This is a genomic window from Phreatobacter sp. (genome assembly GCF_016793595.1).
Taxonomy (GTDB): domain Bacteria; phylum Pseudomonadota; class Alphaproteobacteria; order Rhizobiales; family Phreatobacteraceae; genus Phreatobacter.
Map to the genome: position 1 here is coordinate 114,090 of NZ_JAEULY010000020.1, position 15,111 is coordinate 129,200.

General features: G+C 68.5%; 14 protein-coding genes. 11 read left to right on the forward strand and 3 right to left on the reverse strand.

From position 1 onward, the window contains the following. Positions 1–85: 85 nt before the first annotated feature. Entirely contained in the window at positions 86–739 is a 654-nt protein-coding gene (locus JNK84_RS20030; protein ID WP_293427294.1) for a TetR/AcrR family transcriptional regulator, read from the reverse strand. A 161-nt stretch (positions 740–900) separates the two neighbouring features. Here JNK84_RS20030 and JNK84_RS20035 point away from each other — a divergent pair, with 161 nt between their 5' ends. Both JNK84_RS20035 and JNK84_RS20040 read left to right on the forward strand, forming a co-directional pair. Beyond that, complete coding sequence (locus tag JNK84_RS20035; RefSeq protein WP_441343278.1) at positions 901–1,929, forward strand: ABC transporter substrate-binding protein; 1,029 nt, start codon at positions 901–903, stop codon at positions 1,927–1,929. Between the two features lie 203 nt (positions 1,930–2,132). Continuing rightward, the gene (locus JNK84_RS20040) at positions 2,133–2,864 is read left to right on the forward strand and encodes an outer membrane protein (protein ID WP_293427296.1); all 732 of its coding nucleotides are present in this window, start codon (positions 2,133–2,135) and stop codon (positions 2,862–2,864) included. Positions 2,865–2,876: 12 nt separating this feature from the next. On the opposite strand, the gene JNK84_RS20045 is transcribed toward JNK84_RS20040, so the two are convergent. Further along, positions 2,877–3,839, reverse strand: coding sequence for a tripartite tricarboxylate transporter substrate binding protein (locus JNK84_RS20045; protein WP_293427298.1), 963 nt, complete (start codon positions 3,837–3,839; stop codon positions 2,877–2,879). Between the two features lie 68 nt (positions 3,840–3,907). Between JNK84_RS20045 and JNK84_RS20050 the strand changes: the two genes are divergently transcribed. The 9 genes from JNK84_RS20050 to JNK84_RS20090 all read left to right on the forward strand — a co-directional run bounded on the left by JNK84_RS20050 (position 3,908) and on the right by JNK84_RS20090 (position 13,439). Continuing rightward, the gene (locus JNK84_RS20050) at positions 3,908–5,332 is read left to right on the forward strand and encodes a class I adenylate-forming enzyme family protein (RefSeq protein ID WP_293427300.1); all 1,425 of its coding nucleotides are present in this window, start codon (positions 3,908–3,910) and stop codon (positions 5,330–5,332) included. A gap of 159 nt (positions 5,333–5,491) precedes the next feature. Beyond that, a complete protein-coding gene (locus JNK84_RS20055) occupies positions 5,492–6,268 on the forward strand; it encodes an IclR family transcriptional regulator (RefSeq protein WP_293427303.1) in 777 nt (258 codons plus the stop codon). Further along, the gene (locus JNK84_RS20060) at positions 6,261–7,181 is read left to right on the forward strand and encodes an ABC transporter permease (RefSeq protein WP_293427306.1); all 921 of its coding nucleotides are present in this window, start codon (positions 6,261–6,263) and stop codon (positions 7,179–7,181) included. Before JNK84_RS20055 ends, JNK84_RS20060 begins: the two co-directional genes overlap by 8 nt. Beyond that, the gene (locus tag JNK84_RS20065; RefSeq protein WP_293427309.1) at positions 7,178–7,978 is read left to right on the forward strand and encodes an ABC transporter permease; all 801 of its coding nucleotides are present in this window, start codon (positions 7,178–7,180) and stop codon (positions 7,976–7,978) included. Before JNK84_RS20060 ends, JNK84_RS20065 begins: the two co-directional genes overlap by 4 nt. Positions 7,979–8,019: 41 nt before the next feature. Continuing rightward, positions 8,020–9,075: an extracellular solute-binding protein gene (locus tag JNK84_RS20070; protein WP_293427312.1), complete on the forward strand. Its 1,056-nt coding sequence runs from the start codon at positions 8,020–8,022 to the stop codon at positions 9,073–9,075. Further along, positions 9,075–10,070: an ABC transporter ATP-binding protein gene (locus JNK84_RS20075; RefSeq protein ID WP_293427315.1), complete on the forward strand. Its 996-nt coding sequence runs from the start codon at positions 9,075–9,077 to the stop codon at positions 10,068–10,070. Before JNK84_RS20070 ends, JNK84_RS20075 begins: the two co-directional genes overlap by 1 nt. A gap of 3 nt (positions 10,071–10,073) precedes the next feature. Continuing rightward, positions 10,074–10,748, forward strand: a complete 675-nt coding sequence (locus tag JNK84_RS20080) for an AroM family protein (RefSeq protein WP_293427318.1) — start codon at positions 10,074–10,076, stop codon at positions 10,746–10,748. A gap of 55 nt (positions 10,749–10,803) precedes the next feature. Beyond that, the gene (locus JNK84_RS20085; protein ID WP_293427321.1) at positions 10,804–11,889 is read left to right on the forward strand and encodes a DUF917 domain-containing protein; all 1,086 of its coding nucleotides are present in this window, start codon (positions 10,804–10,806) and stop codon (positions 11,887–11,889) included. After that, positions 11,886–13,439 (forward strand): hydantoinase/oxoprolinase family protein, encoded by a 1,554-nt coding sequence (locus tag JNK84_RS20090; RefSeq protein WP_293427324.1) that lies wholly within the window; start codon positions 11,886–11,888, stop codon positions 13,437–13,439. Before JNK84_RS20085 ends, JNK84_RS20090 begins: the two co-directional genes overlap by 4 nt. Before the next feature lie 7 nt (positions 13,440–13,446). On the opposite strand, the gene JNK84_RS20095 is transcribed toward JNK84_RS20090, so the two are convergent. Next, entirely contained in the window at positions 13,447–14,973 is a 1,527-nt protein-coding gene (locus tag JNK84_RS20095; protein WP_293427327.1) for a TolC family outer membrane protein, read from the reverse strand. Positions 14,974–15,111: the final 138 nt, after the last annotated feature.

Genomic DNA, 15,111 nt, shown 5'->3' on the forward strand with positions numbered 1-15,111 from the left:
AAGATGGCGGCACGATATGGACTAGGTCGACGCCAGTCAACCAGTTAGTTGATAAAATGCGACAGCGCGCACGCCGCGCCCCGCACTACACCCGCAACGCTCCGAGGGCGAAGGCGATGACATGCTTGCGCCTCGCGGCGATGTTGCGGGGCGACCCCAGCTTGCGGCCGAAGATCGCCGACAGGGTCCGCCCGTTCGAGAAATAGAAATAGGACAGCGCTGCGATCGAGATGTAGATGTCGATGGGGTCGAGGTCACTGCGAAACACGCCCTCCCGCGCACCCTTGTCGAGCGTGTCGCGCATCAGCGTGACGAGCGGCGAGTGCATTTCCTTCAGCCGGCTGGATCGCTGAACATGGCGCGCGCCGTGCAGGTTCTCGTCGGCGAGCAGCGCCACGAATTCCGGGTGCCTGTGCAGATAGTCGAAGGAGAAGCCGACGAGGCGCTCCATGGCCGGCAGTGGCTCCAGATCGCCGAGATGCAGCGCGCGCTCGTGCTCGCGGATCTGCGCATAGACCGTCTCCAGCGCCGCCTGGTAGAGGTCGTCCTTGTTGCCGAAATGGTGATAGACAAGCTGCTTGTTGACCCCCGCGCGCGCCGCGATCTCGTCGACCCGCGCGCCGGCGAAGCCCTTCTCCGCGAATTCGGCAACGGCGGCCGCGAGCAGGGCGCCCTGTGTCGCCTCCGGATCGCGCTGGCCGGCCTGCCGAACCACCTTTCGCCCGTTGCCGCTGATCATGCCTCGCGCCGGATCGAACATCCGGCCTCCTCGTGTCGGGCCGTCACCGTATCAGTCCATCCGGTATCAACCAACTGGTTGTATAGTCCGCAAAACGGTGCTTCACTGAATTCTCGAAGGCCGTCGGCATGGTGCCGGGGCGGACATTCGAGGTAGTCGCCATGACGTCCCGTGACAAAATCTTCCCCGGCAAGCCGTCCCGCCGCATCGTCATCGCCGGGCTTGCCGGCAGCGCGCTCATGGCTCCGCGCCTCGCACGCGCCAGCGAGAAGGTCAATCTCGTCCTCAACTGGACGCCCACCGCCGACCATGCGCCCTACTACTTTGCCAAGGCCGAGGGCTGGTACGAGAAGGAGGGCATCGACCTGACCATCGAGGCCGGGCGCGGCTCGGGCGCTTCCGCGCAGCGCGTCGCGGCCGGCGGCGCGCAGCTCGGCATCGCCGACATGGCGACCGCCCTCCTCGCCCGCTCGCGCGGCTCGAACCTGTCCGCCGTCATGGTCGTCTATGCCAACTCGCCGCAGGGCTTCTACTGGCTGAAGTCGAGCGGCATCACCGGGCCGAAGGACTTCCCCGGCCGCTCCATCGGCAACCCGCCCGGCGACGCTTCGCGCCTGATGTGGCCGGCCTTCGCCCGCAAGGTCGGCATCGACCCGGCCTCCGTGCGCTTCGTCAATGTCAGCCCGCAGGCCAAGATCCAGGCGCTGCGCTCCAAGGCCATCGACATCACCTCGGACTTCTACAACGAACATGACCTGAAGGTGCGCGAGTTCGGCGCCGATCTCGGTTTTGCGCCGTGGCGCGAAATGGGTCTGAACCCCTATGGCAATTCGATCATCGTCAACGGCGACTATCTCGCGCGGAACGCCGAGACCGTCGCCAAGTTCGTCCGCGTTTCCCAGCGGGCCTTCCGTGCCTGCGTCGGCGATATCGGGCCTGGCCTGAAGGCGCTGATGGGCGCTGTCTCCGGCCTCGACGAATCGAACCAGCGCGACCAGTGGAAGCGCATTCTCGAACTGATGCGCGACCCGACCACCACGTCGGTCGCCCTCGGAGCGCTCGACGCGGGCCGGCTCAAGGACGACTACGACCTCGTGAAGGCCTTCTTCGAGAATGTCGGCGAAGTGGACCTGTCGAAATTCGCGACCAACTCCTTCCTCGACACCTCGATCAAGATGCCGGCGGCCTGAGCCAGCCGGCGCAGCCGCGCCGTTCCGTTTCAATCAGGTCATGGCCGCTCCCTCCATGTTGGATGGGGCGGCCATTGCTCGTCTGTTGCCGATTTGTCGCGACCCGCTCCTGAATCCTGGGCGGTATCAACGGACCATTGCGACCGCCTGCGCGCCAGCCTAGAGCTATGGCAGCCTTGCAACCCGCATTGATGGCGCCCCCGATGCATCGTTCCGCCCTCCTGTCCTGCGTCAGCATCATCGCGCTTTCGACCGGCGCGGACGCTCAGAGCATCGGCCGGCCGCTCGCGGCGCCCAATTCGGGATGGGCGGGAGCCTATGCCGGCGTTCTGGCCGGCGCGGGGTTCGCCGGGAACCGCTGGACGGATGTGGGCCTTGGCGGTTCCGGCTGGTACACCGGCGCTGCGAACATGCAGTACAACGCCTCGCCGACCGGCGCGGTGCTCGGCCTGTTCGCGGGCTACAACTGGCAGGCATCACCGCTCGTCGTCCTCGGCCTTGAAGCCGACATCACCTACAACACGGCGCGCGGCACCGCGAACGTCAACCCGCTCGATCCGGCCTTTGTGAGGTCGCACAGCAACTTCGCCGGCAGCCTGCGCGCCCGTGTCGGCTTCGCCATCGACCGCGCGCTGATCTACATGACGAGCGGCGTGGCGCTGGGCAATCCGTCGCAGCGTTGGGTTCAGTCCTCGGGCGCCGCCTGGAAGTCGGATGGCACCCAGGTCGGCTTCGTCATCGGTGCCGGCGTCGAATACATGCTCACGCCGCAGTGGGTTATCCGCGCCGAGGCGATGCATTACGATTTCGGCAGCCGCAACGCGCCGAATGTCACGCCCGCCAGCTCCCCGCATTTCGGCATCAGCTCGGGCTATGTCATGCGTGCGCGCTCGTCGCAGACGCAGGCCCGCGTCGGCGCGGCCTACAGGTTCTGATCTCCCCCGCCGCTATTGCGGCAACAGTCCCAGGCGGCCGAGGAGAGCATGCATCTTCCGGCGCTCGGTCGAGACGCGATTGGCGAGGCTCTCGGCATCGGCGAAGCGAGGCTCGGCGCCCGCCTTCCTCACGGCGTCCAGCACGGCCCGGCTGCCGGCCGCATGTCGGCAGGCCGTCTCGAGCGCGGCATGCCGCTCTGCGGACAGACCGGCCCGCGCGTAGAGAGCGGCAAAGCTGTCGATCGACACCGGAAGGCCGAGCGCGGCGGCTGCCGGCACGCCCGGATAGGCCACCGACCCTCGCTCGGAAAAGACCGTCAGCAGCCGGACCAGCGCAGGATCGAATGCGCCTGTCGCCAGCATGGCCCCATCGAGCTGGCCGCTGGCGAGGTCTGCGAGCAATTGCCCGTGCGCGCGGTAGGGGATGTCGTTCACGACAATGCCGGTGGCCGCCGCGAAGCCCAGGAGTTGCAGATGGGTTGCGGAGGCCCGGCCCTGATGGCCGAGCCGCAGCGTTCCCGGCGCGGCCCGCGCCCGGTCGATCAGTTGCCCGAGGTCCGCCATGCCGGACGGGCGCGAGGCGGCCAGCACGAAGGGCAGCTCATAGACTTGGCAGACCGGCGCGAAACCGGCCGGATCGAGGCTCGGCTCCTGCCGCAGGTGCGGATGGACGGTGAGCGGCGTCGGGCCGGACAGGACCAGCGTCAGGGCGTCCAATGGCGACTGGGCGAGTTCGACGAAGCCGAGCGTTCCGGCCGCACCGTCGCGGTTGATCACCAGCACCCGCTCGCCGACATGCGGAGTGAGAACATCCGCCAGCACGCGGGCCACCACGTCGATGGTCGTGCCGGCGGAATAGGGCACGATGATGCGAGGCGCTGCCGCAGCGCGCGCGATCCGCGCTACCGCCAGTCCGGCCGCTGCGCCGATCAGAACCCGCCGGGTGGCACTGCCGACCGCCCTGCTCCCTTGCATGCCCGCCGCCCCGCCTGCCACACCAATGTCCGACTGCCCGCCCTTACAGCTCCAGCGGTAACCGCGCCATGAACTTCGTCGATTTCGTGCTGCTGAACGGCAGGCTCTATCCGAACCGCCCGGCGATCATGATGCTGGACCGCGTCGTCACCTACGGCATGGTTGCGAATGCCATCCACTGGACCTGCGCGCGGCTGCATCAGGCCGGTCTGCGCCCGGGCGAGACGGTGGTTCTCAGCTTCGACAACCCCGTTCGCCATTTCGTCGTCTTCTGCGCCCTGATGCGGCTCGGCATCGTCTCGCTGACGGCGGGGCCCGATGCCGCCACGATGGCGGGCGCCTCGGCCGTACTGACGGGCGTAGCCAACCAGCCGCAGGCGGCCGACGTCCGATCGATCGTCGTGGACGATGGCTGGTTCCAGCCACCCGCGGATGACGGCTATCCGGTCGATCCTGCCGCCACCGATCCGGGGCGGCTCGCCGTGCTGGCGCTGACCTCGGGCACGACCGGTCGCAGCAAGCCGATCGCCTTTACGGTCGCCGAGTTCGAGTCACGCCTGCGCGATCACGCGCTGATCCACTCGGTGCCCGGCACGTCGCGCGAACTGATCCTGATGGGCTTTGCCGCACAGCTGGCCCTGACCGAGGTTTCGCGGCTCCTGGCGTGCGGGCGCACTGCCTGCCTTGCGGGCTCGGCGGAGGAGGCCGCCCGGATGATCGACCTCTATCAGGTCGAGGTGCTGTTCGGCTCCCCGCAGCAACTCTCCGTGCTGCTCGCTGCCCTCGACGAGACGCCAGCCTCCTGCGCCTCGGTCCAGCTCGTCACCCTGAGCGGCGCGGCGGCCAGCGCCGAGCTCGCGACCAGCATCCGCCGGCGCATCACACGCACCATCGCCATCGGCTACGGTTCGACCGAGGCCCGCAAGACCGCGATGTGCCTGCTCGACGAAGCCGACCCTGTGCCCGGCGGCGTCGGCTACGTCGTGCCCTCCGCGCGCGTCGAGATCGTTGACGATGCCGGAATGCCCCTGCCGGCCGGAGCGAGCGGTCGCATCCGCATTCTGGCGCCTGCGGGCGGACGCCCGCACGTGCCGGGAACGCTCTACCCGGACCGCACCCCGGACTGGTTCTATCCCGGCGATGTCGGCCATCTGCGCGCGGACGGCTTTCTGGTGATCGAGGGGCGCTCGGACGAACTGATCAATGCCGGCGGGCTGAAGGTCGCGCCCGAACGGATCGAGGAACTGGTGGCCGGCCGCGGCGACATCGCCGATGCGGCGGCCTTCGGGGTCACGGGCGCAGGTGGCATTGACGAGATCTGGCTGGCCATCGTGCCGCGCGAGCCGGTTCGCAGTGACGAGTTGATCGCCTATTGCGCGCGCCGTTCGGAAACTCTGGCGCCCGCGCGTATCGTCGTTGTCGACCGCATCCCGCGCAACGCCATGGGCAAGGTCGAGCGCGCGCGCCTGAAAGCCGAAGCACAGCAGCGCTGAACTCGAGGCGGCAGACGTCCGTCTTCTCCCCCTTGAACAACCTGAACGACACCCGCGCCCGACGCGGGATCGCCATGCCTTGGCCGCGTTGACAGCGACGCCGTTTCGTTTCTAGAGTTCTATATATTGGCACCTTGTTCCAAATAATGGAACTTTTTGATGAGCCTGGCTAACGCCGCCGCCGTGCTGCACTGGTTGAAACGCGGACGTTCCGACGTCGCGGTTCTCGAGTTGTCGACGGCGATGGGCTGGCCCAAGAGCTCAGCCTCGCGGCTGCTCAAGGACATGGCCAATCTCGGCCTGCTGGAGCGCGACGAGACAACGCGCCGCTATCGCGCCGGTCTGCTCATGCTGGAACTCGGGCGCGCCTATGCCGCAGGCGACCCGGTGCTCGAAGCGCTCGATGCCGAGCTTCAGGACATGACCCGACGCACCGGCTTTTCGACCGGCGTCTCCATCCTCGACGGCATCGACATCGTCGTGCTGAGGAGCCGCGCCGGCACGCACCCCCTGCGCGTCGTCACGCCCCCCGGCACGCGCGGCCCGGCCTGGGCCAATTCGACCGGCCGGATGCTGATGGCGCGCCTTTCCGACGAGGAGATCGCCCGCCGCTTCGCGGTCTTCCCGCCGAGGCCGCGCCCCAATGCGCCGGGCACGCTGGCCGAGCTGATGGTGCTGGTGAACCGGGCACGGGCACGTGGCTGGGACGTCTCCAACGACGAGTCCCTGCCGGGGCTCGCCGGAATCTCCGTCGCCATCGAGGACATCGACCGCCGGACCGCGCTCGCGCCCTATATCGCCTTCTCCGCGTCGCAGGTCGAGCCGAAGGAGCGCGCGGAGCTTGTCGCCATGCTTCAGGACATGACCCACAGGGTCGAGACGCGCTTCGGCCGCGAGCCTTCGGCACCGCGCTTGCAGGAACTGGCCCATGGCTGACCTCTCCGCTCCCGCCCTGCCCGTTCCTGCCGCGCCCGCCCTGCGCCCGCGCCGGCCCGCCGTCTCGCCCATCGCCTGGGCCGTCGGCCCTGCCCTGCTCCTGTTCGTCGTCTTCTTCATCCTGCCATTCGGGGTCATGGCACTGCTGTCGGTGTTGACCGGCAATCCCGCGATCCAGTCCGGCGTCACCTTCACCACGCAGCACTACGAGCGGTTCTTCGAGGACTCGCTCTATTTCGAGGCACTTGTCGCGACGCTGCGCATCGGCGCCATCACCACGATCGCCTCGCTCGTCATCGGCTATCCATTGGCCCATCTCATGGCGCGCACCCATTCGCGCATCGGCCATGCCCTGCTGCTCATGGCGGTGATCGCGCCCATGCTCACCGGCATCGTTGTGCGCACCTTCGCCTGGATGACGCTGCTGCAGGACCGGGGCGTCATCAACACGACGCTGCTGTCGTGGGGGCTGATCTCGTCGCCGCTGAAGCTGATGTACAACGAGTTCGGCACCATCGTCGCCCTCGTCCACATCTACGTGCCGTTCATGGTGCTGACGCTGACCGGCGTCATCGGACGCATCGACGAGCGGCTCGAACAGGCCGCGCGCAGCCTCGGCGCCAACCGCACGCGCACCTTCCTGGAGGTGACGCTGCCCCTGTCGCTGCCGGGCATCCTCGCGGGATCGCTGCTCGTCTTCGCCCTGTCGATCAGCGCCTATGTCACACCGTTCCTGATGGGCGGCACGGACGTGCTGACGCTGCCCATGCTGATCTACCAACAGGTCGGCGCGAGCTTCAATCTGGGCTTTGCCGGTGCTCTCGGCGTCGTCCTGCTCGCCGTCTCGCTGGTCGTGATCATTACCTACAACAACGTACTCGGCCGCTTCGCCGGCGGGGAGAAGATGGCATGAGCGCCCGTCCCGACGCCGGCCACATCGCCTATCTCGCCGTCAACGGCGCGATCCTCTCCTTCCTGCTCGCGCCGATCGCGATCATCACTGTCTTCGCGCTCAACCCGACGCCCTACATCTCATTCCCGCCGGTCGGCATCTCGCTGCGCTGGTTCGAGAAATTCTTCTCCAGCCCCGAATTCATGGGCGCGCTGTGGCTCAGCCTCCAGGTCGCGGTCGTCGTGCTGGTGCTGTCCATGGTCATCGGCGGCCTGTGCGCATTGGCGCTGGCGCGCGGCAACATTCCGGGATCGCGCGTCCTCACCGCCTTCTTCATGTCGCCGCTCATGCTGCCGGCGATCCTCACCGGTCTCGCCCTGTTCCAGCTCTACCTGCTCATGGACATCGGCCGGCCGGTCTGGGGCCTCATCATGGGCCATACGCTGGTTGCCGTCCCCTATGTCCTGCGGACGACCCTGGCGGTCCTGCACAATTTCGACAGGCGCATCGAGGAGGCGGCGGCCGTGCACGGCGCGAGCCCGGCGCGGGTCTTCTTCGAAGTAACGCTGCCGTTGATCCGGCCGGGCGTCTTCGCCGGCGGCATCTTCGCCTTCATCGTCTCCTTCGACCAGTTCCCGATCTCGCTGTTCCTGGTCATGCCGCAGGGCGAGACGCTGCCGGTGGTGCTGTTCAACTACATGAAGTTCGACCTCGACGGCGCGATCGCCGCCGCCTCGATGGTGTCGATCCTGATGGCCGTCTCGGTGGTGGTGATCCTCGAGAAGGTGATCGGGCTGAAATCCTACGTGAAGCTGTGAAGATGCCCGCCGCAAACGGCGGCAAACCAAGAGGTGGAGCCATGACGATGATCAAGCCTGACCGACGCAGTATCCTGAAGGCCGGCGCCGCCGGCGCGGCCCTTGCCGCCCTCGGCGCTCCCCACATCGCCAATGCCCAGGCCGCGACGCTCAAGATCACGACCTGGGGCGGCAAGTGGGGCGAGATCATGAAGGGCGAGCTCCTCCCCGCCTTCGAGCGCGAATTCAAGTGCACGGTCTCCGCCGACCAGGCGTTTCCGTTCCTGCCGAAGCTGCAGGCGAGCCCGCGCGGCAACCCGATCTACGACGTGCTGCACACCAATTCCAACGAGCAGTGGAAGGCCGTGGACTTCGGCATCGTCGAGCCGAAGATCGACGTCAGGAACGTCCCGAACCTCAAGGACGTCTACCCCTACGCGATCAACGACAAGATCGTTGGCGTATCGATCTTCACCTCTGGCATCGGCCTCGGCTACCGCACCGACAAGGGCCTCGGCAAGCCGACCTCGTGGAAGGACCTCGCCGACCCGAAGCTCGCGGGCCAGCGCGGCGGCTATCTCATCCCGGTCAATTCGCTGGGGCAGGCGCATCTGATGATGCTCGGCCAGATCTACGGCTCGGGCATGCAGGACCTCGACGCCGCCTACAAGGCGCTGGAAGCCCTGAAGCCCATCAAGCTGTTCGACTTCACGGGACAGATGGAAAAGGCACTGCTCTCGGCCGAGGTGAGCATGGGCGTCATCCACGACAGCGGCGTCTATCGCTACGAGGGCACGCCGGAGCCGGTGGACTTCGCGCTGCCCTCCGAGGGCGTGCTGGCGCTCGAGCAGGTGCTGACGGTGACGCCGGGCTCCAAGGTGAAGGAACTCGCCTACGCCTATATCGACTTCATGCTGCGGCCGGACGTGCAGAAGAAGCTCGCCGAGGCGGTCTGGTACTCGCCGTCCAACACCAAGGTTCAGCTCGACGCCAAGTATGACGCCAAGCTGTTCAACACGCCCGAGAAGGTCGCCCGGCTCATCCAGCCGGATTGGAAGTGGTACAATGCGCGCAAGGATGCGATCGACCTGCGCGTGACGCGGATCCTGAGGGGCTGATGGACCAGTCCGCCTCCTCCCCGGCCTCGATCGGGCTCGACGCCGTCTCCAAGAGCTATGACGGCCGGGTTCGCGCGGTCGACGCGGTCTCGCTGGACGTGAAGCCCGGCGAGTTCTTTTCGCTGCTCGGCCCCTCCGGCTGCGGCAAGACCACCACGCTCAGGATGATCGCCGGTTTCGAGACCGTCGATACCGGCCGCATCCGCGTCGGTGACCGCGACGTCACCGACGTGCCGGTGCACAAGCGCGACATGGGCATGGTGTTCCAGTCCTATGCACTCTTCCCGCATCGGACCGTCGCGGAGAACGTCGCCTTCGGCCTGCGCATGCGCAAGGTGCCGAAGGCCGAGATCGAGGAGCGGGTGAGGGCAGCGCTCGCCCTCGTCGCCCTCACCGGTTTCGAGGATCGGCGGCCGGGCCAGCTCTCCGGCGGCCAGCAGCAGCGCGTGGCGCTGGCGCGCGCCATCGTCATCCGCCCGCCGGTGCTGCTGTGCGACGAGCCGCTCGGCGCGCTCGACCGCAAGCTGCGCCAGCAGATGCAGTTCGAACTGAAGCAGCTCCAGAAGGAGCTCGGCGTCACCCTCGTCTTCGTCACCCACGACCAGGAGGAGGCGCTCGCCATGTCCGACCGGATCGCGGTGATGAACGCCGGCCGGATCGAGCAGATCGGCACGCCGACAGAGATCTACGATCGGCCCAAGACGCGCTTCGTCGCCGACTTCATCGGCGAGATCAATCTGATCGAGCGGCCCGGCGGCAAGGCGCTGGCGGTGCGGCCCGAGAAGATCGTGCTCGGCGCGCCGGGTGCCGTTCTGGACGGCACCATCGACAGCGCCAGCTTCCTCGGCGGGCAGACGCTCTACCGCGTCGCGCTCGCGGACGGCCGGCAGATGCTGGTCAAGGAAACCAATGCGGGCGAGCGGCCCGTGCGTTCCGTCGGCGACAGGGTGGGCCTTGCCTGGGCCGCCGCCGATGGCGTCGAACTGGAGGCCTGAACCATGCCCCGTACTCTCGGAATCGCGACCATCGGCCAGTCGCCGCGCGACGACATCGCAGACCTGTTCGCCGCGCAGGCGCCCGCGGGAACGCGCGTGGTGCTGCGCGGCTGCCTTGATGGGCTGACCGATGCCGAGATCGCCGCCCGCCCACCGATCAGCGGGGCTGACACGCTCTACACGCGCCTGCGCGGGGGCACGGACATCAAGATCTCCAAGAAGCACGTCATCGAGCGCTCGCCCGAGACGCTGCGCCTCCTGCGCGAGGAAGACGGCTGCGACGCCATCGTCTTCGCCTGCACCGGCGACTTCCCGCCGATGGAGGGCGATGCCGGCGTGCTGTTCCCGTCGCGGGTGCTGAATGGCCTTGCCAGCGCGCTGCTGCCCGAGGGCCGGCTTGGCATCCTGCTGCCCCTGCCCGAGCAGGTCGGCAAGCTGAAGGCCAAGTGGGAACGCCCCGGCCTCGAAGTCGTCGGCGAACCGCTGCGCCCCAGCGCGACACCCGAGGAGGCCGCCGCCGCCGCCGAGCGGCTGAAGGCCATGAAGCCCGATCTCGTCGCCATGGACTGCATGAGCTACGGACCGGCGCTGAAGGCCGCGGTGAAGCCGGTCCTCGGCCTGCCGGTGATCCTGTCGATCACCGCCACCGCCCGCGTGATGAACGAGATGCTGTCGTGAGCACCAAGCCCGCCAGCGAACACCCGCATCCGAGCCTCAAGGGCCGCTCCCGATCATGACCGACCTTCGCGACATCACCCTCGACGACATCGAATCCCTCGCAGTCGGCGCCTGGATTCTCGGCACCGGCGGCGGCGGCAGCCCCTATCTCGGCCTCCTGAACATGCGCCAGCTCTATGCCGAGGGCTTCAAGGTGCAACTGATGCAGCCGGGCGACCTCGCCGACGACGACTGGGTCGCGGCGGTGTCCAATATGGGCGCCCCGCTGGTCGGGCAGGAGCGATTGACCGATAGCCGCACCATCGCCCGCGCGGTCGGCCTGATGGAGGATCATACCGGCATCCGCTTCCGCGGCATCATGGCGCTGGAGATCGGCGGGGGTAACTCGATCCAGCCGCTCATGGCCGCCGCCCATCTCGGCCGGCCGGTGATCGACGCGGACATGATGGGCCGCGCCTATCCGGAAGCGCAGATGACCTCCGTCGCCGTCGGCGACCTCAAGCCCTACCCGCTCTCCACCGTCGACTGCCGCGGCCTCGAAGCCGTGGTGCAGACCGTGCCGACCTGGAAGTGGATGGAGCGGGTCAGCCGCAAGATCTGCGTCGAATACGGCTCCATCGCCTCGACCTGCAAGGCGCCGCGCACCGGCGCCGAGGTGAAGCAGTGGTGCATTCCGGGCACCACCACCAAGGCCATCGCCATCGGTGCGGCCGTTCGCGAGGCGCAGCGACGGCACGAGGACCCGATCGACGCCATCCTGTCGGTGGAGCCCGGCAAGATCCTCTATCGCGGCAAGGTCACCGACGTAGAGCGCCGCGCGACCGAGGGTTTCCTGCGCGGCCGCACCCGTTTCGACGGCGTCGATGCCTGGAAGGGCACCGCGCTGGACGTCGCCTTCCAGAACGAATGGATCGTCGCCTGGCAGGACGGCGAGCCCATCGCCATGTCGCCAGACCTGATCTGCGTGCTCGACACCGTGACCGGCGAAGCCATCGGCACCGAGACCATCCGCTACGGCCAGCGCGTGACGGTCATCGCGCTGCCCACGGCCGACGTGTTCCTCACCCCCAAGGGCCTGCAGCATGTCGGCCCCCGGGCCTTCAACTACGATATCGACTTCAAGAGCGTGTTCGGATCATGAGACGGATCGGCATCGACGTCGGCGGCACCAATACGGATGCCGTCCTGATCGAGGACGGCAAGGTGGCGGGCGCGGTCAAGGCCCCGACATCCGAGGACGTCACCGGCGGCATTCTGGAAGCGCTGGCGAAGCTCGGCGCGTCCGGCGCGCTCAAGGCCAAGGGCATCGACGCCGTGATGATCGGCACGACGCATTTCATCAACGCGGTCGTCCAGCGCCGGCACCTGTCGAAGGTCGCGGCGCTGCGCCTCGGCCTGCCATCGGGCGCGACCCTCCCACCCTTCTGCGATTGGCCGAAGGACCTCGCCGAGCTGGTTCGCGGCGCGGTCTACATGGTCGAGGGCGGCCACGAATATGACGGCCGGCCGTTCATGCCGCTGGACCGCGAGGCGGTGGCGAAGGCCGCGCGCGAGATGAAGGCGAAGGGGCTGACTGCCGTCGCCATTTCCTCGGTCTTCTCGCCACTCGACCCGTCCCACGAGAAGGAGGCGGCGGAGATCGTCGCCCGCGAGAATCCGGGTGCGGTGATCACCTGTTCGTCCGATCTCGGCCGCATCGGCCTGCTGGAGCGCGAGAATGCCGGCCTCCTGAACGCCGCGCTGACGGACCTTGCCCGCGACACCATCGCGGCCTTCGAAAAGGCCATCGCCGACAGCGGCATCGCCGCGCCGCTGTTCATCACCCAGAACGACGGCACCGTCGCCGAGGCCCACCAGGCCATGCGTCTGCCGGTCTATTCCTTCGCCTCCGGCGCGACCAACTCCATGCGCGGCGCCGCCTATCTCTCCGGCCTCGACGACGCCATGGTCGCCGATGTCGGCGGCACGACGACGGATATCGGCCAGCTGAAGAACGGCTTCCCGCGCGAGGCCAACTCGGTTGTGCAGGTCGGCGGCGTGCGCACGCTGTTCCGCATGCCGGACCTCCTGTCCTTCGGTCTCGGCGGCGGCAGCCATGTGTCGCTCGACCCGCTCTCCATCGGTCCGCTGTCGGTCGGCTATCGCCTGCTGAAGGACGGCATCGCCTTCGGCGGCGGTCAGCTCACCACCAGCGACGTCGCCATCGCCGCCGGCCTGCTCCCCATCGGCGACAGGGCGAGGGTCGCGCATCTCGACACGGCGACCACCGCGCGCGTCTTCGCCGAGGCGAAGCGCATGGTGGAAGAGGCGCTCGACCGGATGAAGACCGAATCCGGCGACGTGCCGCTGATCGCGGTCGGCGGCGGCGCCTTCCTGATCCCCGACGCCATCGAAGGCGCATCGCGGGTGATCCGCGTCGAACACGGCGACTGCGCCAACGCGGTCGGCGCGGCCATCGCGCAGGTCTCCGGCGAATGCGATCAGATCTTCCGCGAGCTCAGCCGCAACGACGCGATCGCGGCGGCCCAGCGCATCGCCGCCGACAATGCGGTGGCGGCCGGCGCCGACCGGGCCACGATCTCGACCATCGAGACCGAGGACATGCCGATCGCCTATCTGCCCGGCAACTCGCTGCGCGTGCGCGTGCGCGTGGTCGGTTCGGTGGCCGCCGGCACGGCGGCCGCCGCCTGATAGCCGCCTAGCGCCTCGATGCGGCCGGCACTGTCGCCGCGTCGCGCAGGCCGCGCCAGGCATCGAGCCGGACGTCCAGATCGGATTGCGGCGGCGGCGCGGGAGCCGCCTCCGTGCGGATGCCGAGCGCCGGCGGATCGAGGCGTCCTATGGCAGCGAGGACAGTGTAGGAAGCCACCGTCCGGTCGCCCTGCGCCTGGATGAGCCGCGCACGGGCGGAAACCGCGTCCTGTTGCGCATTGAGCAGTTCAGTGATCGTGCGCAGACCGGCGTCGAGCTGCTTGCGGATACCCTCGACCGTGACATCAGCGCTGCGCACCTCGTCGCTGGCCGCCTTCGCGGCAAAGCTGGCATTGTCGAAGGCGACGCGCCCCGAATAGGCCGCCGAACGGGCCTGCAGCCGCGCCGAATCGAGGACCAGGCGCGCCTGCCCCGCGAGTTCGCGGTTCTGGCGCACCTGCGCCTCCGGACCGCCGCCGGCATAGAGCGGCACGGTCATGCGTCCGACCACCTGCAGGCTGTCGATGCGCCGCGTCGCGCTATCGGCGTCCATATCGCGAGCGGCCTGCCCTTCCAGCGTCACCTGCGGCAGCATCTGGCCCTGGGCGACGCGCACGGCCGCATCGGCGCCGCGCACCGCCTCGGCCGCGGCCAGTACGGCGGGATTGTCGCGGCCGGCGAGGTCCCGAGCTGCCTCCCCCGAGCGCGGCAGCAGGCGCTCGGGCGTTCGGACACCCGCAAGGCGGGGCGACGGCATCGCCCCGACGAGACGAAGGAACCGGTCGCGGGCGACGGCAAGGCCCGCTTCGGCGGCGTTGAGGTCGGCAAGACCACGGCTCAGACGCGCCTCCGCCTGGGCGATGTCGGTCGGCGTCGCGACGCCAGCGCCGAGCCGCGTGCGGATGGCCGCCAGCGTCTCACGCAGGAAGCCGACATTGCGGCGCTGCACCTCGACCAGCGCCTGCCCGGTATGGACCGCGACGAAGGTCGCCGCCACGTCGAGCAGCACCGCATGTTCCACCGCGCGCAGCTGCTCGCGCTGGGCGGCGGTCAGCCGCTCCGCCTGATGCACGGCGTTCTGCGTGCGGCCGCCGTCGAACAGGGTTTGTGACGCGGTCAGCGCCACGCCCCGGCGCGGCAGCGTCGAGGATTCCGTGACATTGACCGGGCTGCCGCGCAGCAGCGAGCTGGTCGCCAGCACGCCGGCATAGGTCGTCGCGCTCACCTGCGGCAGCATGGCGGCGCGCGCCTGGGGAATCGTCTCGCGCGTCGCCCGCACCTGAGCCCGCTGGGCGAGAATGTCGGGATTGGTCGCATAGGCGCGCGCCAGCGCGGCGTCGAGCGTGGCGATGCCGGAAGAGGCGGGACGTGGCCTCTGGCGCTGTGTCCTCGTCTCGGCGAGGGCCGCATGTGCAAGCAGGCTCAGGATCGCCAGCGCGAGGCCGGCAGCGCGCAGGCCGCCGGTTCGTCCTCGGGGTGTGCCAGCGAGCCCCACGCCAGCGGCGAGGACGCGGGATGACGATGCGATGGGCATGGGAGGATCGTAGCGATTCAACCGCCGCCGTCTACCGATCTCAACCTGACAGAATGCTGACATCCACCGTCAGCCACCGACAAGGTGCCGGGGGTTATAGCTGCCGTCTTCCTGCGGCCGGGGTGGTGCGCAGTGACG

Bases quoted from the DNA above. Each gene is read 5' to 3' on its own strand.
- JNK84_RS20070 (WP_293427312.1), top strand. From the start codon at position 8,020: ATGACGATGATCAAGCCTGACCGACGCAGTATCCTGAAGGCCGGCGCC.
- JNK84_RS20060 (WP_293427306.1), top strand. From the start codon at position 6,261: ATGGCTGACCTCTCCGCTCCCGCCCTGCCCGTTCCTGCCGCGCCCGCC.
- JNK84_RS20095 (WP_293427327.1), bottom strand. From the start codon at position 14,973: ATGCCCATCGCATCGTCATCCCGCGTCCTCGCCGCTGGCGTGGGGCTC.
- JNK84_RS20040 (WP_293427296.1), top strand. From the start codon at position 2,133: ATGCATCGTTCCGCCCTCCTGTCCTGCGTCAGCATCATCGCGCTTTCG.
- JNK84_RS20065 (WP_293427309.1), top strand. From the start codon at position 7,178: ATGAGCGCCCGTCCCGACGCCGGCCACATCGCCTATCTCGCCGTCAAC.
- JNK84_RS20050 (WP_293427300.1), top strand. From the start codon at position 3,908: ATGAACTTCGTCGATTTCGTGCTGCTGAACGGCAGGCTCTATCCGAAC.
- JNK84_RS20085 (WP_293427321.1), top strand. From the start codon at position 10,804: ATGACCGACCTTCGCGACATCACCCTCGACGACATCGAATCCCTCGCA.
- JNK84_RS20030 (WP_293427294.1), bottom strand. From the start codon at position 739: ATGATCAGCGGCAACGGGCGAAAGGTGGTTCGGCAGGCCGGCCAGCGC.
- JNK84_RS20075 (WP_293427315.1), top strand. From the start codon at position 9,075: ATGGACCAGTCCGCCTCCTCCCCGGCCTCGATCGGGCTCGACGCCGTC.
- JNK84_RS20035 (WP_441343278.1), top strand. From the start codon at position 901: ATGACGTCCCGTGACAAAATCTTCCCCGGCAAGCCGTCCCGCCGCATC.
- JNK84_RS20045 (WP_293427298.1), bottom strand. From the start codon at position 3,839: ATGCAAGGGAGCAGGGCGGTCGGCAGTGCCACCCGGCGGGTTCTGATC.
- JNK84_RS20090 (WP_293427324.1), top strand. From the start codon at position 11,886: ATGAGACGGATCGGCATCGACGTCGGCGGCACCAATACGGATGCCGTC.
- JNK84_RS20055 (WP_293427303.1), top strand. From the start codon at position 5,492: ATGAGCCTGGCTAACGCCGCCGCCGTGCTGCACTGGTTGAAACGCGGA.
- JNK84_RS20080 (WP_293427318.1), top strand. From the start codon at position 10,074: ATGCCCCGTACTCTCGGAATCGCGACCATCGGCCAGTCGCCGCGCGAC.